Genomic DNA, 15,911 nt, shown 5'->3' with positions numbered 1-15,911 from the left:
ACCCTCTATGAAAAGAGAGTGCACGTCGCTTATTTTGTATAATGCTTCTTCAAGGTCTTCATCCAATCTTCCTCAAAAGCAGTCGATGAACCGAATCCCTTCACTTCGTCTGCAAGATTGACCATGTTAATGGCTTTTCCTGCTTGCTGAAGCTGCTTTTGCGAGATGAGAGAGGCCTCAAGGTCATAGGAAGCTGGTGTTTTCTCACCAGCTATTTTCTTCGCAAGAATCCTCACGTCGACTGCACCGATGAGCTTCGGATCAACCGCTGCTGTATACTTCCACGGACTGTCCTTCGCCGTCATTTCTTGAAGATCCGCATTTGACACATCAATCCCATAAATCTTCACTTCTGTTCTTCCTGCTTCCTTTAACGCTCTTGCTGCCCCAATGGCAAAGGCATCCCATGTGGCAAAAATAGCGTCCAGCTTGCCCTTTGGATACTTATTCAGCATGGCTGCTACTGCATTTTGCGTTTGAACAGACGTATCAGAGGAGGCAATACCAAAGCGGTCAAGCTCCTTGATCCCTGAATGTTGTTTAAGCGTTTCTTGATAGACCTTATTTCGTCTCACCATTGGCGGGAATCCATCTACCCACAGGTATGCAATATTTGCTTTTCCTTTGAAATCAGACACGAGCGCGTCTAATGATTTTTTCGCTAATTGTTCGTCATCTTGAGACGTCACTGTGACCCCTTTGATGTCCTTCAGCTTAGGATTCGAATCAAATGCTACAACTGGAATGCCTTTCGCTGTGATCTTTTTCACATCAGCGACTGTCGCCTCGTCGTCCCCGTGAGAGATGATAAAGCCATCATAATTTTCTTCCAGTGCCTGAGAGATGGCATCATGGAATTTCGCTGTATCACCATTTGCGGTGTAGACATCTACCTTAAAGCCGAGTGCCTCACCTTCTGCCTTGGTCCCCGCTAAAAATTGAGCTGTATGATCGTCTCCTCCAATTTTGCGGATAACTTTAATTTTTGCTCCCTGACCCTTTGCAAATCGCTTCGGTACATTGTCAAAGGAAACCTTTTCGTTCGTATTTGCTTTTGAGCCTGCACTTGATCCGGTGCCGCAGCCTGTTAATAGGACGGTCAATGCCGTTAATAAAACAAGAAATGATGTAAAATGCTTACGCTTCATTGCTGTTCCTCCTCAAGTTGTTTTTATTTTTCACATCGGAAAACTAGGTAAAAAGTGGAAATACGCCTGTAAAACAGGCATTTGATTCGAAAAAGAGACGAAAAAAAGCCTCTCTTGGAAAGAGAGGCTTGATCACCGTTGCATGAAACATGTATCGGGAAGTCTTCCTCTCTTATCTGTCAAAGCTGTAACAGCTTTGCAGGAATTAGCACCAATTTCTAAAATAGAAACGGTTGCTGGGCGTCATAGGGCCAGTCCCTCTGCCTCTCTTGATAAGAGATCCGTTATGAAATTTGTTTTCGTTGAAATGTCTTCTTTACTTTAATGTGATGTCACATCAATGTCAATGACTTTTTTGAAAATTTCTAAAATACCATCAACTTCCGATGATTTTCTTCGCAGGTGATGATTTCTTCAGACGGAAATCATATTTTTTCTCATTCACAAATTGTGGGTTGAGATGTGCTGATCCTTTATCTTGACCGCTTTTAGAGAGATACGTTTTGTAGCCTTCCATCCATTTCCCGCGCCAAATCCACTGTGATGCTTTCGCACCTTTTCGGTCATCATAAACGTTCTTCTGGAAGGTATTCTTTTGGTTCACTTGATAAAGATTCACGACCAAGTAATGCGAGGCACTAGCTGACATGATATTATTCGTGATTCGATTGTTCACTGCTTGATACTGCATTAGCAATTGACCGCCTTCTAAGCCGGCTGTGTCATTTTTGTACAAAATATTATGTGAAATCGTCGTATTGGTTGTACCGCCCCGCTTCTTATCATAGCCGCCAATAGAAATGCCTGTATAACGGTTTAAATATACTTGATTGTGTTCGATGCGGATGCGGTCTGCCATTTTTCCTTTATGTTCGCTTGTGACTTCAATCCCCAGATCATTGTGATGTGAGATGTTATGATCGATCACAATGTCTTTTCCGCCATCAACATAAATTCCGCCAGCGGAGATGTCGCTGCCATAGGCTGGGTTCCCTGCACTCGTAATTTCATATACTTTGTTTCTAGAGACGACCCCATTTCTCACTTGATCATACTTTTTGGAGGGTGCTACGTTCTCAAAACCAATTAAATCAATGCCAATATTATCAGTGTGCCGGACCGTGTTATGGGTCACACGGAACTTTTTGACGTTTCCATTTAGCACGAGCGCTTCACTGAAGCCCAGCTTTAATTTTTCAACGGTATTTCCTTTGATTTCAATGTCTTCAATCGCTGCAGGAGCTTTTGTCCCATAGACAGCAATTCCATGTGCATTTCCATTTTTATGTTTCGTCTGAATATCATACACTCGGTTATTAAGCAGCTTGACGCCTTTACCGCTTCCTTTGATGAAAATACCAACTGGTGTCAAATCTTCTTTATTCGTCTTAAGGTGTCCTACAGTCAGGCCTTTGAGGGTGATGTAGCTCTTTTGATCGATCGTGACAAGACCTCCATCGGCTTGATTTCCTTTTAGGGAAGCCCCGCTAATCACAGGTTTTTCCTTTCCGTAAGCTTGAAAGACAACGGGTGCTTTCTTTGTTCCTGAATGGCGGACAATCAATTTTTCTTTGTATGTACCGCCTCTCATGTAAATGGTTGCCCCAGCCTTCGCCATACTTGCTGCTTTTTTCAGCGTGCGGAAAGGTTTTTGCTTTGTTCCCGGGTTTTTGTCGCTTCCGTTTACCGCTACGTAATAGGCTGTGCTTTGCTTAGCGCCAGCCTCATCTGTCATCGCCTGACAGCCAAAGCTGATCACGGTCATGAATAAAATGAGTAAAATGCCTGGTATCGCTCGTTTCATCTTGTTGTTTGCTCCTTTCTCTTCTCTTCTTCCTTTATCGGTTAAAAAAAAGAGGATTAAAATATGAAGATGTCCCTTGCAATGTACTAGTCAAAAGGTGTATGGTTGAAAGAATATCTTACAGGAAAACCATTCGTTTTTAAATTATCAGATTAATCAGTTAATAATGTATTTGGATTTTATTTCTTTTTTTAAAAGGGGTGACAGGAGCCAAACTGACAGCAGAGAAAAGGAAAGCGCTTTAACAGATTTTTCTTGTCTGAATTCCAGAAAACCTATTGCTAATATTTTGTGAAGGTATAGAATAGAATCATAATTATTTCATATTATTAGAATTTTCAAATAATCAAACAGCAAGGAGATTTACAATGCCAAAACAACCCATCCGCGTTGAACTTAGTTCAACAAAAAAACCAAAACCTCAATCTGATCAACTTGAATTCGGAAAAATCTTCACTGATCACATGTTTGTGATGGATTATTCAGTTGATAAAGGTTGGTACGATCCAAGAATTATCCCTTATCAGGCCATTCCAATGGACCCAGCTTCGATGGTCTACCATTATGGTCAATCTGTTTTTGAAGGCTTGAAGGCTTATGTTTCTGAGGATCAAAAAATTCTCTTATTCCGTCCGGAAAAAAACATGGAGCGCTTAAACAGATCCAATGACCGCCTGTGTATTCCGCAAATTGATACAGAAACAGTATTAGAGGGCTTAAATGAACTCATTCGTATTGATAAGGATTGGGTACCTGATGCAGAGGGCACTTCCTTGTATATTCGTCCATTCATTATTTCCACTGAGCCGTATTTAGGCGTTGCACCGTCTAGCACGTATAAGCTGCTGATTATCTTATCTCCAGTGGGATCATACTATAAAGAAGGCATTCATCCGGTCAAAATTGCAGTTGAAAATGAGTTTGTCCGTGCCGTTAAGGGTGGAACAGGAAATGCCAAAACAGCTGGAAACTATGCCTCAAGCCTTAAAGCACAGCAAGTTGCTGAAACGAAAGGATTTTCACAGGTTCTTTGGCTTGATGGGGTCGAGAAAAAATACATCGAAGAAGTCGGCAGCATGAATATCTTCTTTAAAATCAATGGAGAAATCGTGACGCCTGAATTGAACGGCAGCATTTTAGAAGGCATCACACGTAACTCTGTACTTGAACTGTTAAAGCATTGGGGAATTCCAGTAACAGAGCGCAAAATTTCAATTGATGAGTTAATTGAAGCACATCAATCTGGCGAGCTTGAAGAAATTTTCGGAACTGGAACGGCAGCCGTAATCTCTCCTGTCGGGGAATTAATTTATCATGATCAGCCATATGTGATCCAAAATGGTCAAACAGGCGAAGTATCCAAGAAATTGTATGAGGCCATTACTGGCATTCAAAAAGGGACACAGCCAGACATCTTTGGCTGGACAGTTGAAGTTGACTCAGTCGTCAAGCAAGCATAAGCATATAAAAAGAACCTTTCAATCATGAAGGGTTCCTTTTTGTTTATTTACCTCTCTTTTATCCCTCATAATGGTAAATACACATAAATAAGGAGAGTGATGGTATGTTTTTTACTTATCTACTAGCGTTCTTTGGAATCTGCATAGGATCGATGATCGTCGCCACTGGTTTCGATGATTCACCGTTCCTCACCCGGTTTTTATTTAAGGCTCTTGGAATCTCTATCCTTGCTCTTTCCATCTCTTTTGTAAAGGTCCGACGAAAGAAGTTACAGAAAAAAAGGCGAAATAGACTTAGTTGACCCGTCTGCTTCCCATCAAATCGTGCACCAAAACAAGACCGACACCCCAACAATCGCCCCTGCGTATATCCACTGTTTCCTTTTGATGCTCCGCTTTTTTTCGATCAGTAAAAAGATCTCTGGCAAAAAGATGATCATGATTTCTAGGATAAAGACAAGATAATAAACAAGCGGCATTGGCTGGAAATCAAATTTTCTTGCATCTCCTCCAATCGTTGCGAAATACATCAACAGATTGGTCACGGGAATGGTAAAACAAACGAGCAGGCGGAGAACATAGATCCACACATATTCCTTATGCCGAATGAGGCCAACAAATGAAGCAATAAGGCCATACAAAAACAAGATCACTGTACCATAACTCATGACAGGCTGTACGACAAACCCGTAAAACATTAAACCAATTGCAACCATATTCCAACAGTCCTTTCTTTGAAGCCATACATGCTGTTATTTCTAATCATACACTTCTTTCTCCAGTTTCCATATGGGGCAATCATAAAAAATGACCCCATAAAGGGGCCATTATGTGTTAAGCATTGACTGATTTGAAGAATTGCGGTAAATGCTCACGATGCGCTTCGAGCATTTCGTCTAAAATTTGCTTTGCAATGTCGTCAGATGGGACGAGCGGGTTGATGGTCATCGCCACAAGAGCCGTCTCGTAATCTCCAGTCACAGCCGCTTCTGCTGCCACACGCTCGAATGATTTGATTTGTTGAACGAGTCCTCTTACAGCTACAGGCAGATCACCTATCGCGATTGGTTTTGGTCCGTCCTTCGTAATGATACAGTTTACTTCAACCGCTGATTCAGCCGGAATGCTGGCAATCGCCCCTCTGTTCACTGTATTGACTGGTTGAATGTCGTGCTTATCATTATAGATGGAGCTGATTAAGTTACAGGCCGCATCGCTGTAATAGGCCCCGCCTCTTTTTTCGAGCTGCGGTGGTTTAATCGACAAATCAGGATCTTTATAGAGCTCAAATAATTCCTGCTCGACCTGCTGTACAACCTCTGCTCGTGTTCCTTTCTCTTGAGCCGCCTTTTGCTCTTCTTCCAGCATATCTTTCGTTTTATAGTAATAGCGGTGATACGGACATGGGATGACCCCTAATCCTTTCACAAAAGAAGGCTCCCAGTTTTTCGCTTCAATGTTTTTCATGGACCACTGGCTGTTCGGATTTCCTAGTTCATCAAGCACTTGATCCATAATGCTGACCCCGTCTAAATATACGTTTAATCCATAGACCATGTGATTGAGACCAGCAAACTGTACTTCGATGCGTTCAACGTCCACATCAAGCGCTTTGGCAATCCCCATTTTGATCCCAATCGGCACATTGCATAGACCGACCACTTTTTTTAGATTCGTGTAGCGTAAAACAGCTTCTGTGACCATGCCCGCTGGATTTGTAAAGTTCACAAGCCATGCGTCTGGGCAAAGCTCTTCCATATCCTTCACAATGTCTAGTATGACTGGGATGGTCCGAAGGCCTTTAAATAAACCGCCTGGTCCGTTCGTTTCCTGACCGATGACGCCGTATTTAAGCGGTATTCTCTCATCCTTTGCCCGTGCTTCCAGCAGTCCTACACGAAATTGTGTCGTCACAAAATCTGCGTCCTTCAAGGCCTCCCGGCGATCAAGAGTCAGGTGTACCTCAATCGGCAGACCCGCTTTTTCAACCATACGTTTCGCCAAAGCGCCCACGATGTTTAACTTTTCCTGACCCGCTTTAATATCCACAAGCCATAATTCCTTTACAGGCAATTCTTGATATCGTTTAATAAACCCTTCGACGAGCTCAGGCGTATAGCTCGATCCACCGCCTATTGTGACAATTTTGATTCCTTCTTTCATGAATTGACACCTCCGAGTTGCTTCATTTTTTCATGGAGCTCGATGATTTCTGCTGCGAGCTCCTTGACGGTCATTGCGTTCATGAGATGATCCTGCGCATGAATCATTAAGAGGCTAATATCCGTCTTTTCGCCCCTGATTTCTCCCTGGATCAGCTCTGTCTGTGCGTGATGCGCCTCATTTAACGCGTCTTGTGCGTCCTGCAATTTTTGCTTCGCCTCATCAAATTTTCCTTCTTTTGCACATGTAATGGCCTCCATCGCGGAGCTTCTGCCATTTCCGCCGTGCAGGATGAGTTGAAACACAATTTGTTCCATTTCCATCGGCCGCATCCCCCTTGTTCCCTCTATTACATGCTGACGACATTTTCATCAGTTGATGCTTTTGTTTCTAGCTCACTTTCTTCTTTCAATTTCTGCTTATCCCACATTCTAAAGAATGGGTAGTATAGAGCAAATGACAGCGCAAGGTTAATCAGCTGCATGACAGCACCAGAGATTTTGCCTCCTGTGGCGAGATAGCCTGAAATGATTGGCGGCATGGTCCATGGGACAGCGATCCCGGCTGGTTTTGCCACAAGCCCTGTGCTCATTCCGATATATGTGGTGATGATCATCATGATTGGCGTAAGGATAAACGGAATGAGGAGCATTGGGTTCATGACAATCGGCATTCCAAAAATGATCGGTTCGTTGATGTTAAAGATGGCTGGCCCAATGGCAAGGCGGCCAAGCTGTTTCATTTGTTTACTTCTGGCGCGTAAGATCATGGTCAGCACCAAAGCAAGCGTTGCTCCGCTTCCGCCGACGTTGATGAAGATTTCAAAGAACTGCGCTGTGAAAATATTCGGCAGTACTTCTCCTGCTTGGAATGCAAGACGATTCTCATCCATTGCACCGAGCCAAATTGGCCCCATGACGCCGCCGACAATAGTTGCTCCGTGAATACCACATGCCCAAAGGAGCATTTGCACACCCATCGCAACGATACTGCCGCCTAAGCTGCCACCAAGAATGGAAAGCGGTGTGCCAATTAAGACCGTGATAATATTATGAATACTCTCAAAAGGTGTCATCTCAATCACAAGTCTAGCGACCCAGATCAGCGTGATGACCACAAAACCTGGAATAAGTGCAATAAACGATTTACTGACTGCTGGCGGTACACCATCAGGCATTTTGATGACGATATTCCGCTGTACAATAAAGCGGTAAATTTCGGTTGAAAGCATGGCAATAATCATGGCAACGAATAAACCTTTACTGCCCATCAGTGTGACAGGAATTCCCCCGCCCACTAGGATAGCTTCTGTTGAGCCTTCAGGTGTGAAAGGTACTTGATATGGTGTAGCCAAAAGGAAAGCCGCAACAGCGATTGCACCAGATGATAGCGCATCAACGGCATACTTTTCAGCTAGCCTGTAAGCAATCCCGAAGGTCGCAACAAGTGCCATAATGTCAAAGGTTGCATTCACAGGATAGGATAGTTTCGTGGCCCATTCTGCTCCGAAGATACTTGCCATAAAATCGCTGTATCCTGGGATCGGAAGGTTGGCTAAAATGAGAAACAGTGAACCGACAATAATGAGAGGCATCGTTAAAACAATTCCGTCACGCAATGCTTGTAAATGTCTTTGAGCGGCAATCTTCCCTGCAAACGGCATGACCTTCTCTTCTAGAAATCGGTTGAATCCATTCATCCCCTCCGCCCCCTTTATCCGTTCACTAACTGTTCAGCAGATTTTAAAACCTCAGCGCCATTACATACGCCATAATGCACAGTATTAATCACGTCTACTGGGATTCCTTTTTCTTCTCCGAGCTTTTTCATTTGCGGTAATAAATATCGAACCTGAGGTCCTAATAAAAGCACATCGGCTTGATCAATATGATTTTTCGCAGAATCTCCAGATACTGCCCAAATACGATAATCTTTTCCTTGTTCTTGTGCGCTTTTCTCCATTTTTGTGACAAGTAAGCTGGTAGACATACCTGCTGCGCAAACCAATAAGATGTTCATGTGTAAACGCCCCCTTTTCAAAGTGTGAAGCTATTCTTTACACATTCATCATATTATGAAACCGCTTTCATAAACACCCATACTTTTTCCTTTAGGAAGCGGAAAAAGTTAATATCACACAGTTAGTTCTTGTACGAAGGAGCCTTTTTATACATGATATCAAGCATGTCTTCAAATGTATCACAGGCGATCAGGTGCTGAATGAATTTCACATTATGCACAAGCTCCCCCAGCAGGCGGTACATGCCTTTTAAATCTTTGGCATTCTCTTTTTCGACACAAAGCAGGCAGACAAATTGAACCTTTTTCTCTCCCCAAATGATTGGTTTTTCTAATGTACATATCGCCCAAAACGTCTCATCTGTCAGCGGCGTCATCGGGTGCGGAATCGCTGTATAATGTCCGAAAGAGGTAGGCGCAGCCTCTTCTCTTTCCATGACAGATGGTGTGATCTCAGCTGGCGCTAAGCCCATATCGATGACTTTTTGTGTTAAAAAGGTGATGATCTCTTCCTTTGTTTGAAAGGCGCGTTTTGTAAAAACCAATTCCTTTTTCATATATTGAGAGGCCAATGTCACCCTTGTTTCACTCGTCAGGGCTTCTTCAATTTTTAAAAAATCACCGCCTCCCAAAATGGTGTTCACTTGAATGACTGGAACCGGTAAATCCATATGAATTGGGATCGTTGTAATAATCAAATCCAAGGCATGCAAAGAGACATGCGGAAGCGAATACAGCTCTGCTGTTCCTAAAATGGTCAGCTTTGACCCAAATTGTGACCGCAAACGATCCTGCAGCAGCCTTGCACTCCCTGCACCAGACGCACAGACAATGAGACACCGCTTCGGCGGGATCTCCATTTTCCTCCGCTCTAATGCCGCACCAAAATGAAGCGCCATATATCCGATTTCATTCTCATGAATACTCAGCCCCTCCTCTTCTTCAAGGACCCTGCTGGCGATAATCCCCGCTTCAAATGCAAGGGGATACCCCGCTTTTATTTCATCAAGCATCGGATTTCTTAAGTTCATTCCATATTTACATCGGTTGATGGCAGGCTTTAAGTGCAGACTGAGTCCAATCATTAGTTCCGTATCACCTGCTAAATCAAGCTGCAGTTTTTGATCAATAGCCTTCAGGATGAGCTGTACAAGCCGGCTCGTGTCATCATCTACAATTTGTTTTTGGCCGCTCGAGGAAAAGGACTGTACCATTTTGGCTGTTCCTAGCAAATGAATGGTGATATAGACGATTTCCTCTTGTGGAAATGAGACATCCAGCAGCCCTTCAAGACGCTCCACCATTTTTTTAGCGACCTTATATTCCTTTGCCCGGGGAATTTCGCTGATTTCCTCTGGAAGAACAGATACATAGTTTCCGTGTCTAATTCGTTTGCAGGCAATGGCGACATGAACGATTAAATTATTCATGCAAATGTCTGATAGATTCATACCTTCCTCATTGATATAATTGATCATTGTTTTCTGGATCAATTCGAGTTCATGCTTTGGCAAAATGGTAACAGCTGTGTTCAGCATCGTTTGATAAGAACGACGTTCATTGAATAAATATTCTGACATACAATAACGGATTTTCATCTCTGATCCCTTGATTCGGCAGCCTTTGCTCGGCTTCGCTTCCAGCTTCAGATCAAAGGGCTCCAGCTTACGTTTGACCGATTTCACATCGTTGCTCATCGTTGATTTACTAATAAACAGCTGCTCCTGTAAATCCTCCAGCTTCACATAGGATTCTGCCAAAAGAAGCCTTTTTAAAATAAACCGAACACGCTCCTCTGGCAGCACAGCAAGCGGCTCTTCCTGCTCGACCTCCTCCTTCATAAAACGGCGAAAGGCATTCTCATCGTTGATCAGCAGCTCATAACCAGCTCCTCTAACAGCTGTTACTGCCGCTCGATAAGGGGCAAGACGGTCGTTCAGTTCTTTTATGTCTGTACGAATGGTGCGGCTTGTCACTTGTAAATTGGCAGAAAGTGCAGCGCTTGTGAGCGGGGTCTCAGCTGCCATGAGCTGACTTAAGATGTGCGCCAGTCTTTTATTCAGCATCAGATCGGCCTCCTTATGTAGGGGTGGAGAATCTGCCTTGTCTGGACAGGTTGTATACGCTTGCAGTTCTCTTCATTACTCATATTCTACTGAAAAGAAATAAAAATTGCCAACTCATATATATGACAAATGCCCCTATTTATACAACTAACCACATCTAATGTCCTACGAATCTTTTTGAAGATACTTGCGAAAACCACGAAAAAAAGGCTTGATCGAGCATATCGGCTTGTTTCATTCGATATTGATCAAGCTTCTTTATCGCTTTCTTTTTACCTGCATCGTCTTTTTTCGCTGTAGCTTGTACATAGTCAACAAAGTAGCCGATATGACTTGACCAAATGTCCTTGAATTGTTTGCCTGCTTTTTTTCCATACACAGAGGCAATTGCATCTGATAAGTCATTCGTGTTTTCATTTAAAGCCGCCGCTGCTTGATTGAAGTCTTTACTGCCGTCAATTCCTTTTTGCATCGTGACCACTGCTAAATAGGCATGCTCTGAAAACAGCTGATCTAGTGCTGCTCGAAGATCTGTGGCTTTATTTGACACTTCTTGTGACGAAGACGTCTTCTTCGCCTCCCCATACATATGTCCTTCGTGTGCACTTGCGATATGAGCCGCTGGGAATAATAATGCTGCGCTCAGTGGAATGGTTAACATTGCTTTCTTCATGTTCATCTTTTTATTTCCTCCTCTTTCCGTTTGTTATGTACTTAACGGAGAGAGGGAGAAAATAGATCATTCGATTCTATTATTTTTTTCTTACAACACAGGCTCTGTATGTTTGCATAAAAAAAGCCGGATTATCCGGCTGATACGTTACGACGTTTAGATTCTTTTCGCTCTTTATATATTTTTCTCACCAATGGATAAATCACAGGTGCCCATTTGACAATTTGTTTCAGCCATTTTTTCATTTCTCCCGCGCCTCCTTATTGTCATTCTTAAAGGACGATTCCCCATCTTGTCATGAAATAAACAGGTGCGGGAGAGCAGGAGTTAAATCACGCCTTGTGCGATCATGGCATCTGCCACCTTACGAAATCCTGCAATATTTGCTCCAACCATGATGTTTCCTGAGTGTCCATATTCGTCTGCTGTCTCTGTACACTGACGATAAATAGACTGCATCATTTGTTTCAGCTGAGCATCTACTTCTTCAAATGTCCAAGATATTCTTGCACTGTTTTGTGCCATTTCCAATGCTGAGACACCTACTCCGCCAGCATTCGCCGCTTTTGCCGGCGCAAACAAAATACGATTCTTTTCAAATACTTTGACCGCCTTAAGAGTGGACGGCATATTGGCTCCTTCTCCTACAGCGATGACACCATTTGCCACAAGCTGCTGTGCATGCGCCTCTGATATTTCATTTTGTGTTGCACATGGCAGCGCAATATCACAAGGAACGGACCAAATTTGTTCGCAATCTTCAATTAATTCAGCATGCGGGTGAATGTCTATGTATGCCCCAATCCGCTGAATCTCGACTTCCTTGAGCTGCTTGATGGTCTCAAGTGAAATTCCTTGAGGATCATAAATCGCTCCGCTTGAATCACTGCAAGCCACAACCTTACCGCCTAATTCGATTACCTTTTCCATTGCATAAATAGACACATTTCCTGAGCCCGACACAACAACAGAACGTCCTTCAAATTGGAGCCCATGTGCTTTCAGCATTTCCTCCATGAAGTACACCAGTCCGTAGCCTGTCGCCTCTTTTCTCGCTAAGCTGCCTCCGAATCCAGGGCTTTTCCCCGTGAGTACACCCGCTTCATAAGCACCGCGCATTTTCTTGTACTGTCCGAACATATAGCCAATTTCGCGTGCTCCTACACCAATATCACCTGCTGGCACATCTTGATCAGGTCCAATATATCGGCCGAGTTCACTCATAAAGCTTTGAACGAAACGCATGATTTCTCCATCAGACTTCCCTTTAGGATCAAAATCCGATCCGCCTTTCCCTCCGCCAATCGGCATACCAGTCAGTGCGTTTTTAAAGATTTGTTCAAACCCTAAAAACTTGATAATGCTTGCATTGACGGTTGGATGGAAACGAATGCCTCCTTTATAAGGACCGATGGCACTATTGAATTGAACCCTAAACCCTCGATTGACTTGTACTTTGCCCTCATCGTCTACCCATGGCACTCGAAATACCACAAGCCGCTCAGGCTCAATGAGCCGTTCTAAAATGCCTTGTTTTTCATACTCTGGATGCTTTGCAAAAACTGGGACGAGTGATTCCAGAATTTCTTTTACGGCTTGCTGGAACTCCTCCTCGCCGGGATTTCGTTTTTCCACCTCTTCTAACACACGGTGGATGTAGCTTTGTGCTGTTTGTGCTGCTCGATCTAAGGTCAACATGTCGCATCTGCCTCCTTGTAGATATCTTCACACATTTAATTGTTAGATTTTCTAACGCATATTGAGACTAATTTAACACCAATTGTAAAATCTGATCAATATTGATAACAGATGAAAATGATGCCGAATTGAGATAGATCAAGCAGCCGCAGCGATTGTCTTTAAAAATAAGCGCTCAAGGAATGACTAATGTGCTAGAAACGAACAAGCGGATGTTTCTCGTCCCGTTTTCTTTGACAAATACATGAATCATGATGAATTTCTAGCTGGTTTTCCATTGAAAAAAGGGTCAAAAGTTTGATCGGATGCACTCAATCTTTTCGGGGCTTCCCGCCTCTTTTTCGATCAGGTAACACGACACAAAGCCAATATAAAATAGAAGACGATGGAAAGTTAATGAGACCGACAATGCCCCAAAACCACTTGTAACGCCCTCTTTTCTTTGCATCCATAAATAAAAGAAAGCCCTGTGCAAACAATAACGGCAAGACGCACAATAAGATGATCATTTCCGACTGACTCATAAGGAAGACCCTCCTTTGATATGTTGATATTCCTTGTAGCCAACAACAAAGCAGATGGGGACGCTCACTATTTGGAGAAGTATGAAGATGATAGGCAAATGGGTAATGGCAGCTACAAAGAGTGCTAGAATAGTCAAACTGATCAAAACGTATGCCAGCACTTCTTGTTTAAAACGCCTTTTCTCTTGTTCCTTCGCCTGTTTCAGCATCACCATGACAGCCTGCTCACTTGGCTTTTCCACTTCAATTTGTTCGTCTAGCTGCTTAAGCTCTTCTTTTAAACGTTCGGTCAAACGATCTTCCTTCATAAATCCCACTCCTTTCGAATTTTCTTTAATCCATGATGAACCCTCGATTTCACAGTGCCTTCTCTCATTCCGAGCATTGAAGCCATTTCTGGATAGGTAAAGCCATAATAATAGTGCAGAATAATCGGTGCTCTCTCCTGAGCCTTTAATTCATTTAAAGCATCCCACATGTCATGCCATGTGTTCCCCTTTTGCTGAACGTCCCATTTAAAGCGGCGTATAGCCTCCTGATTCGCTTTTCCTTCTCTCATTTGTTCACGTTTTCTTTTCTTCTGGTGATCTAAAAATTGCCTAGATGCAATCGAAATGAGCCAGGTTGAAAATAAGGCATCTCCTCTAAATGAAGAAAGTTTCATATACGCTTTCAGCATCGTTTCTTGCATGATTTCCTCTGCCAGCTCTTGTTGAAGGGTGAGCTTCAACATATATCGGTAAACAAAGGAATAATGATGCCGATAAAGGGCTGTAAACGCGGCATCATCCCCCTGTTTTGCCCGCTGAATCAATAATATCTCTTCTGTCTGCTCCAAGCACGCCCCTCCTTCCTTTTCTTCTCTTACTCATGAGACGACACGGATGACAATATCGTTTAAAATAGACCTTATTTTTTAGCATATCTTCTATGATTCTCGTTTTATATCCAATTTTTCCTTATGTAATGATTATGGCATTCCTTCTTCTCTAACAAAATGATGCGTTTATAATCATCTTGATTTTCTACGAAACGGAGAGCCTCCTCTCCATAATCAAGATGTCATCCTCATACCTATCGACAATGGTCCTTATCTCATGAAGATGAAAATGAAATAATCATTGGCTTAGCTTCCTAGAAAATCATGGAATACACTGCGCCTATCCTTAGCCGATGATACCTTTTTGCATGCTATGCTCATCCTACATTCCGAATGAAGCGATGCTTGTGAAGGAAGGAGGAGTGGTTGAATCACAGCTTATTTTGGAAACGTTTTCATTAAAACAAATTAGAATGGAGATGTTGACTTTGAAGAGAAAAGTTCCAATGTTAGCCGGTGTATTAGCTGTTGGTCTCGTCACTTCATTATTTGCACCAAACGGGGAGGCAAAGGCAGCAGCCAAATATCCAGAAAGCCCTTCTATTATGGCCAACTTTAATCAACAAGGCTTCTCCACATTAAATGGCGGCACAACAGGCGGTGAAGGCGGTAAAACCGTCACAGTCAAAACTGGAAATGAACTATTGGCTGCCCTCAAAAATAAAGGAACAAACGAAAAATTAAAAATTGTTGTAGACGGGACCATTACCCCTTCTAATACATCAGCCAATAAAATCGATGTGAAAGATACAAATAATGTCTCGATCGTCGGTAAAGGGACGAACGGCGAATTGAATGGGATTGGCATTAAAGTATGGCGTGCCAATAACATCATCATCCGCAACTTGAAAATCCACCACAGCAAAATTGGTGACAAAGATGCCATCGGGATTGAAGGCGGCGCTAAAAACATATGGGTTGATCATAATGAATTGTACAACACATTGAATTCTGGGAAGGATGACTACGATGGTTTATTTGATGTAAAAAATGACTCTGACTACATTACCTTCTCGTGGAACTATGTACATGACAGCTGGAAAACAATGCTCATGGGCAGCTCCGATAACGATAACTACAATCGAAAAATTACGTTCCATAACAACCGCTTTGAAAACCTAAACTCTCGTGTACCGTCTATGCGCTTCGGGGAAGGACATGTCTATAACAACTATTACAAAGACATCCTCACAACAGCGATTAACTCGCGTATGGGCGCGAAGATGAGAATTGAACACAACGTATTTGAAAACACCAAAAATGCGATCGGAAGCTGGGACAGCAGTCAAGTTGGGACATGGCATGTCATCAACAACTCGTATATTAACAGCACAGGCAGTCTGCCAACGTCTTCAACAGGTACGTATAACCCTCCTTATAACTACTCTTTGCTTAACGTGAACAATGTGAAATCAGAAGTGATATCAAATGCAGGTGTTGGGAAAGTAAACCCTTAAACCACAAAACGTTCGGGCA

Annotated in this window: 15 protein-coding genes, 1 pseudogene and 1 riboswitch; of the genes and pseudogenes, 2 read left to right on the top strand and 14 right to left on the bottom strand. The window is 42.9% G+C overall.

Annotation, left to right across the window (positions count from 1 at the left end):
* Positions 1–29: 29 nt before the first annotated feature.
* Together ASE42_RS01850 and ASE42_RS01845 are read right to left on the bottom strand one after the other, a co-directional pair.
* A complete protein-coding gene (locus tag ASE42_RS01850; RefSeq protein ID WP_024423861.1) occupies positions 30–1,148 on the bottom strand; it encodes a sugar ABC transporter substrate-binding protein in 1,119 nt (372 codons plus the stop codon).
* Between the two features lie 169 nt (positions 1,149–1,317).
* Positions 1,318–1,427: riboswitch (SAM riboswitch) on the bottom strand.
* 97 nt (positions 1,428–1,524) lie between these two features.
* Positions 1,525–2,952 carry a DUF1565 domain-containing protein gene (locus ASE42_RS01845; RefSeq protein WP_056765421.1) on the bottom strand — a complete coding sequence of 476 codons (1,428 nt, stop codon included), beginning with the start codon at positions 2,950–2,952 and terminating at the stop codon, positions 1,525–1,527.
* Positions 2,953–3,320: 368 nt separating this feature from the next.
* Here ASE42_RS01845 and ASE42_RS01840 point away from each other — a divergent pair, with 368 nt between their 5' ends.
* On the top strand, positions 3,321–4,412 hold the full coding sequence (locus ASE42_RS01840; RefSeq protein WP_024426445.1) for a branched-chain amino acid aminotransferase: 1,092 nt from the start codon (positions 3,321–3,323) through the stop codon (positions 4,410–4,412).
* A 317-nt stretch (positions 4,413–4,729) separates the two neighbouring features.
* Here ASE42_RS01840 and ASE42_RS01830 read toward each other — a convergent pair whose 3' ends face one another.
* From ASE42_RS01830 to sigY, 12 genes and pseudogenes are all read right to left on the bottom strand, one after another.
* The gene (locus tag ASE42_RS01830; protein ID WP_034281330.1) at positions 4,730–5,128 is read right to left on the bottom strand and encodes a hypothetical protein; all 399 of its coding nucleotides are present in this window, start codon (positions 5,126–5,128) and stop codon (positions 4,730–4,732) included.
* A gap of 118 nt (positions 5,129–5,246) precedes the next feature.
* A complete protein-coding gene (locus ASE42_RS01825; protein ID WP_041108344.1) occupies positions 5,247–6,575 on the bottom strand; it encodes a 6-phospho-beta-glucosidase in 1,329 nt (442 codons plus the stop codon).
* Positions 6,572–6,898 (bottom strand): PTS lactose/cellobiose transporter subunit IIA, encoded by a 327-nt coding sequence (locus ASE42_RS01820; RefSeq protein ID WP_056765419.1) that lies wholly within the window; start codon positions 6,896–6,898, stop codon positions 6,572–6,574. The genes ASE42_RS01825 and ASE42_RS01820 overlap by 4 nt, the downstream gene beginning before the upstream one ends.
* A gap of 26 nt (positions 6,899–6,924) precedes the next feature.
* The gene (gene celB, locus ASE42_RS01815; protein ID WP_024423868.1) at positions 6,925–8,274 is read right to left on the bottom strand and encodes a PTS cellobiose transporter subunit IIC; all 1,350 of its coding nucleotides are present in this window, start codon (positions 8,272–8,274) and stop codon (positions 6,925–6,927) included.
* A gap of 14 nt (positions 8,275–8,288) precedes the next feature.
* On the bottom strand, positions 8,289–8,594 hold the full coding sequence (locus tag ASE42_RS01810; RefSeq protein WP_003214824.1) for a PTS sugar transporter subunit IIB: 306 nt from the start codon (positions 8,592–8,594) through the stop codon (positions 8,289–8,291).
* Positions 8,595–8,716: 122 nt separating this feature from the next.
* Entirely contained in the window at positions 8,717–10,660 is a 1,944-nt protein-coding gene (locus ASE42_RS01805) for a BglG family transcription antiterminator (RefSeq protein WP_056765417.1), read from the bottom strand.
* Between the two features lie 208 nt (positions 10,661–10,868).
* A pseudogene (locus tag ASE42_RS01800) lies at positions 10,869–11,339 on the bottom strand (copper amine oxidase); the annotation flags it as partial.
* A 125-nt stretch (positions 11,340–11,464) separates the two neighbouring features.
* Complete coding sequence (locus ASE42_RS19160) at positions 11,465–11,578, bottom strand: hypothetical protein (RefSeq protein ID WP_226015292.1); 114 nt, start codon at positions 11,576–11,578, stop codon at positions 11,465–11,467.
* Between the two features lie 82 nt (positions 11,579–11,660).
* A complete protein-coding gene (gene gdhA / locus ASE42_RS01795) occupies positions 11,661–13,031 on the bottom strand; it encodes an NADP-specific glutamate dehydrogenase (RefSeq protein WP_056765406.1) in 1,371 nt (456 codons plus the stop codon).
* Positions 13,032–13,342: 311 nt separating this feature from the next.
* Positions 13,343–13,555, bottom strand: a complete 213-nt coding sequence (locus ASE42_RS01790; RefSeq protein WP_041108354.1) for a hypothetical protein — start codon at positions 13,553–13,555, stop codon at positions 13,343–13,345.
* Entirely contained in the window at positions 13,552–13,863 is a 312-nt protein-coding gene (locus ASE42_RS01785) for a YxlC family protein (protein WP_056765405.1), read from the bottom strand. The genes ASE42_RS01790 and ASE42_RS01785 overlap by 4 nt, the downstream gene beginning before the upstream one ends.
* On the bottom strand, positions 13,860–14,393 hold the full coding sequence (gene sigY, locus ASE42_RS01780) for an RNA polymerase sigma factor SigY (RefSeq protein WP_056765404.1): 534 nt from the start codon (positions 14,391–14,393) through the stop codon (positions 13,860–13,862). The genes ASE42_RS01785 and sigY overlap by 4 nt, the downstream gene beginning before the upstream one ends.
* Positions 14,394–14,881: 488 nt before the next feature.
* Between sigY and ASE42_RS01775 the strand changes: the two genes are divergently transcribed.
* A complete protein-coding gene (locus tag ASE42_RS01775; protein ID WP_414730818.1) occupies positions 14,882–15,892 on the top strand; it encodes a pectate lyase family protein in 1,011 nt (336 codons plus the stop codon).
* The last annotated feature ends 19 nt before the right edge of the window (positions 15,893–15,911 follow it).

Origin of the sequence: Bacillus sp. Root920 (assembly GCF_001429445.1) — a bacterium.
In the GTDB taxonomy this organism is placed as follows: domain Bacteria; phylum Bacillota; class Bacilli; order Bacillales; family Bacillaceae; genus Bacillus; species Bacillus safensis.
Note: the sequence above shows the minus strand (reverse complement) of the source record. Positions and strands in the feature narration are given on the sequence as shown.

Excerpts from the sequence above, each read along its gene's own strand:
- ASE42_RS01850 (WP_024423861.1), bottom strand. The coding sequence starts at position 1,148 with ATGAAGCGTAAGCATTTTACATCATTTCTTGTTTTATTAACGGCATTG.
- ASE42_RS01845 (WP_056765421.1), bottom strand. The coding sequence starts at position 2,952 with ATGAAACGAGCGATACCAGGCATTTTACTCATTTTATTCATGACCGTG.
- ASE42_RS01840 (WP_024426445.1), top strand. The coding sequence starts at position 3,321 with ATGCCAAAACAACCCATCCGCGTTGAACTTAGTTCAACAAAAAAACCA.
- ASE42_RS01830 (WP_034281330.1), bottom strand. The coding sequence starts at position 5,128 with ATGGTTGCAATTGGTTTAATGTTTTACGGGTTTGTCGTACAGCCTGTC.
- ASE42_RS01825 (WP_041108344.1), bottom strand. The coding sequence starts at position 6,575 with ATGAAAGAAGGAATCAAAATTGTCACAATAGGCGGTGGATCGAGCTAT.
- ASE42_RS01820 (WP_056765419.1), bottom strand. The coding sequence starts at position 6,898 with ATGGAAATGGAACAAATTGTGTTTCAACTCATCCTGCACGGCGGAAAT.
- celB (WP_024423868.1), bottom strand. The coding sequence starts at position 8,274 with ATGAATGGATTCAACCGATTTCTAGAAGAGAAGGTCATGCCGTTTGCA.
- ASE42_RS01810 (WP_003214824.1), bottom strand. The coding sequence starts at position 8,594 with ATGAACATCTTATTGGTTTGCGCAGCAGGTATGTCTACCAGCTTACTT.
- ASE42_RS01805 (WP_056765417.1), bottom strand. The coding sequence starts at position 10,660 with ATGCTGAATAAAAGACTGGCGCACATCTTAAGTCAGCTCATGGCAGCT.
- ASE42_RS19160 (WP_226015292.1), bottom strand. The coding sequence starts at position 11,578 with ATGAAAAAATGGCTGAAACAAATTGTCAAATGGGCACCTGTGATTTAT.
- gdhA (WP_056765406.1), bottom strand. The coding sequence starts at position 13,031 with ATGTTGACCTTAGATCGAGCAGCACAAACAGCACAAAGCTACATCCAC.
- ASE42_RS01790 (WP_041108354.1), bottom strand. The coding sequence starts at position 13,555 with ATGAGTCAGTCGGAAATGATCATCTTATTGTGCGTCTTGCCGTTATTG.
- ASE42_RS01785 (WP_056765405.1), bottom strand. The coding sequence starts at position 13,863 with ATGAAGGAAGATCGTTTGACCGAACGTTTAAAAGAAGAGCTTAAGCAG.
- ASE42_RS01775 (WP_414730818.1), top strand. The coding sequence starts at position 14,882 with ATGTTAGCCGGTGTATTAGCTGTTGGTCTCGTCACTTCATTATTTGCA.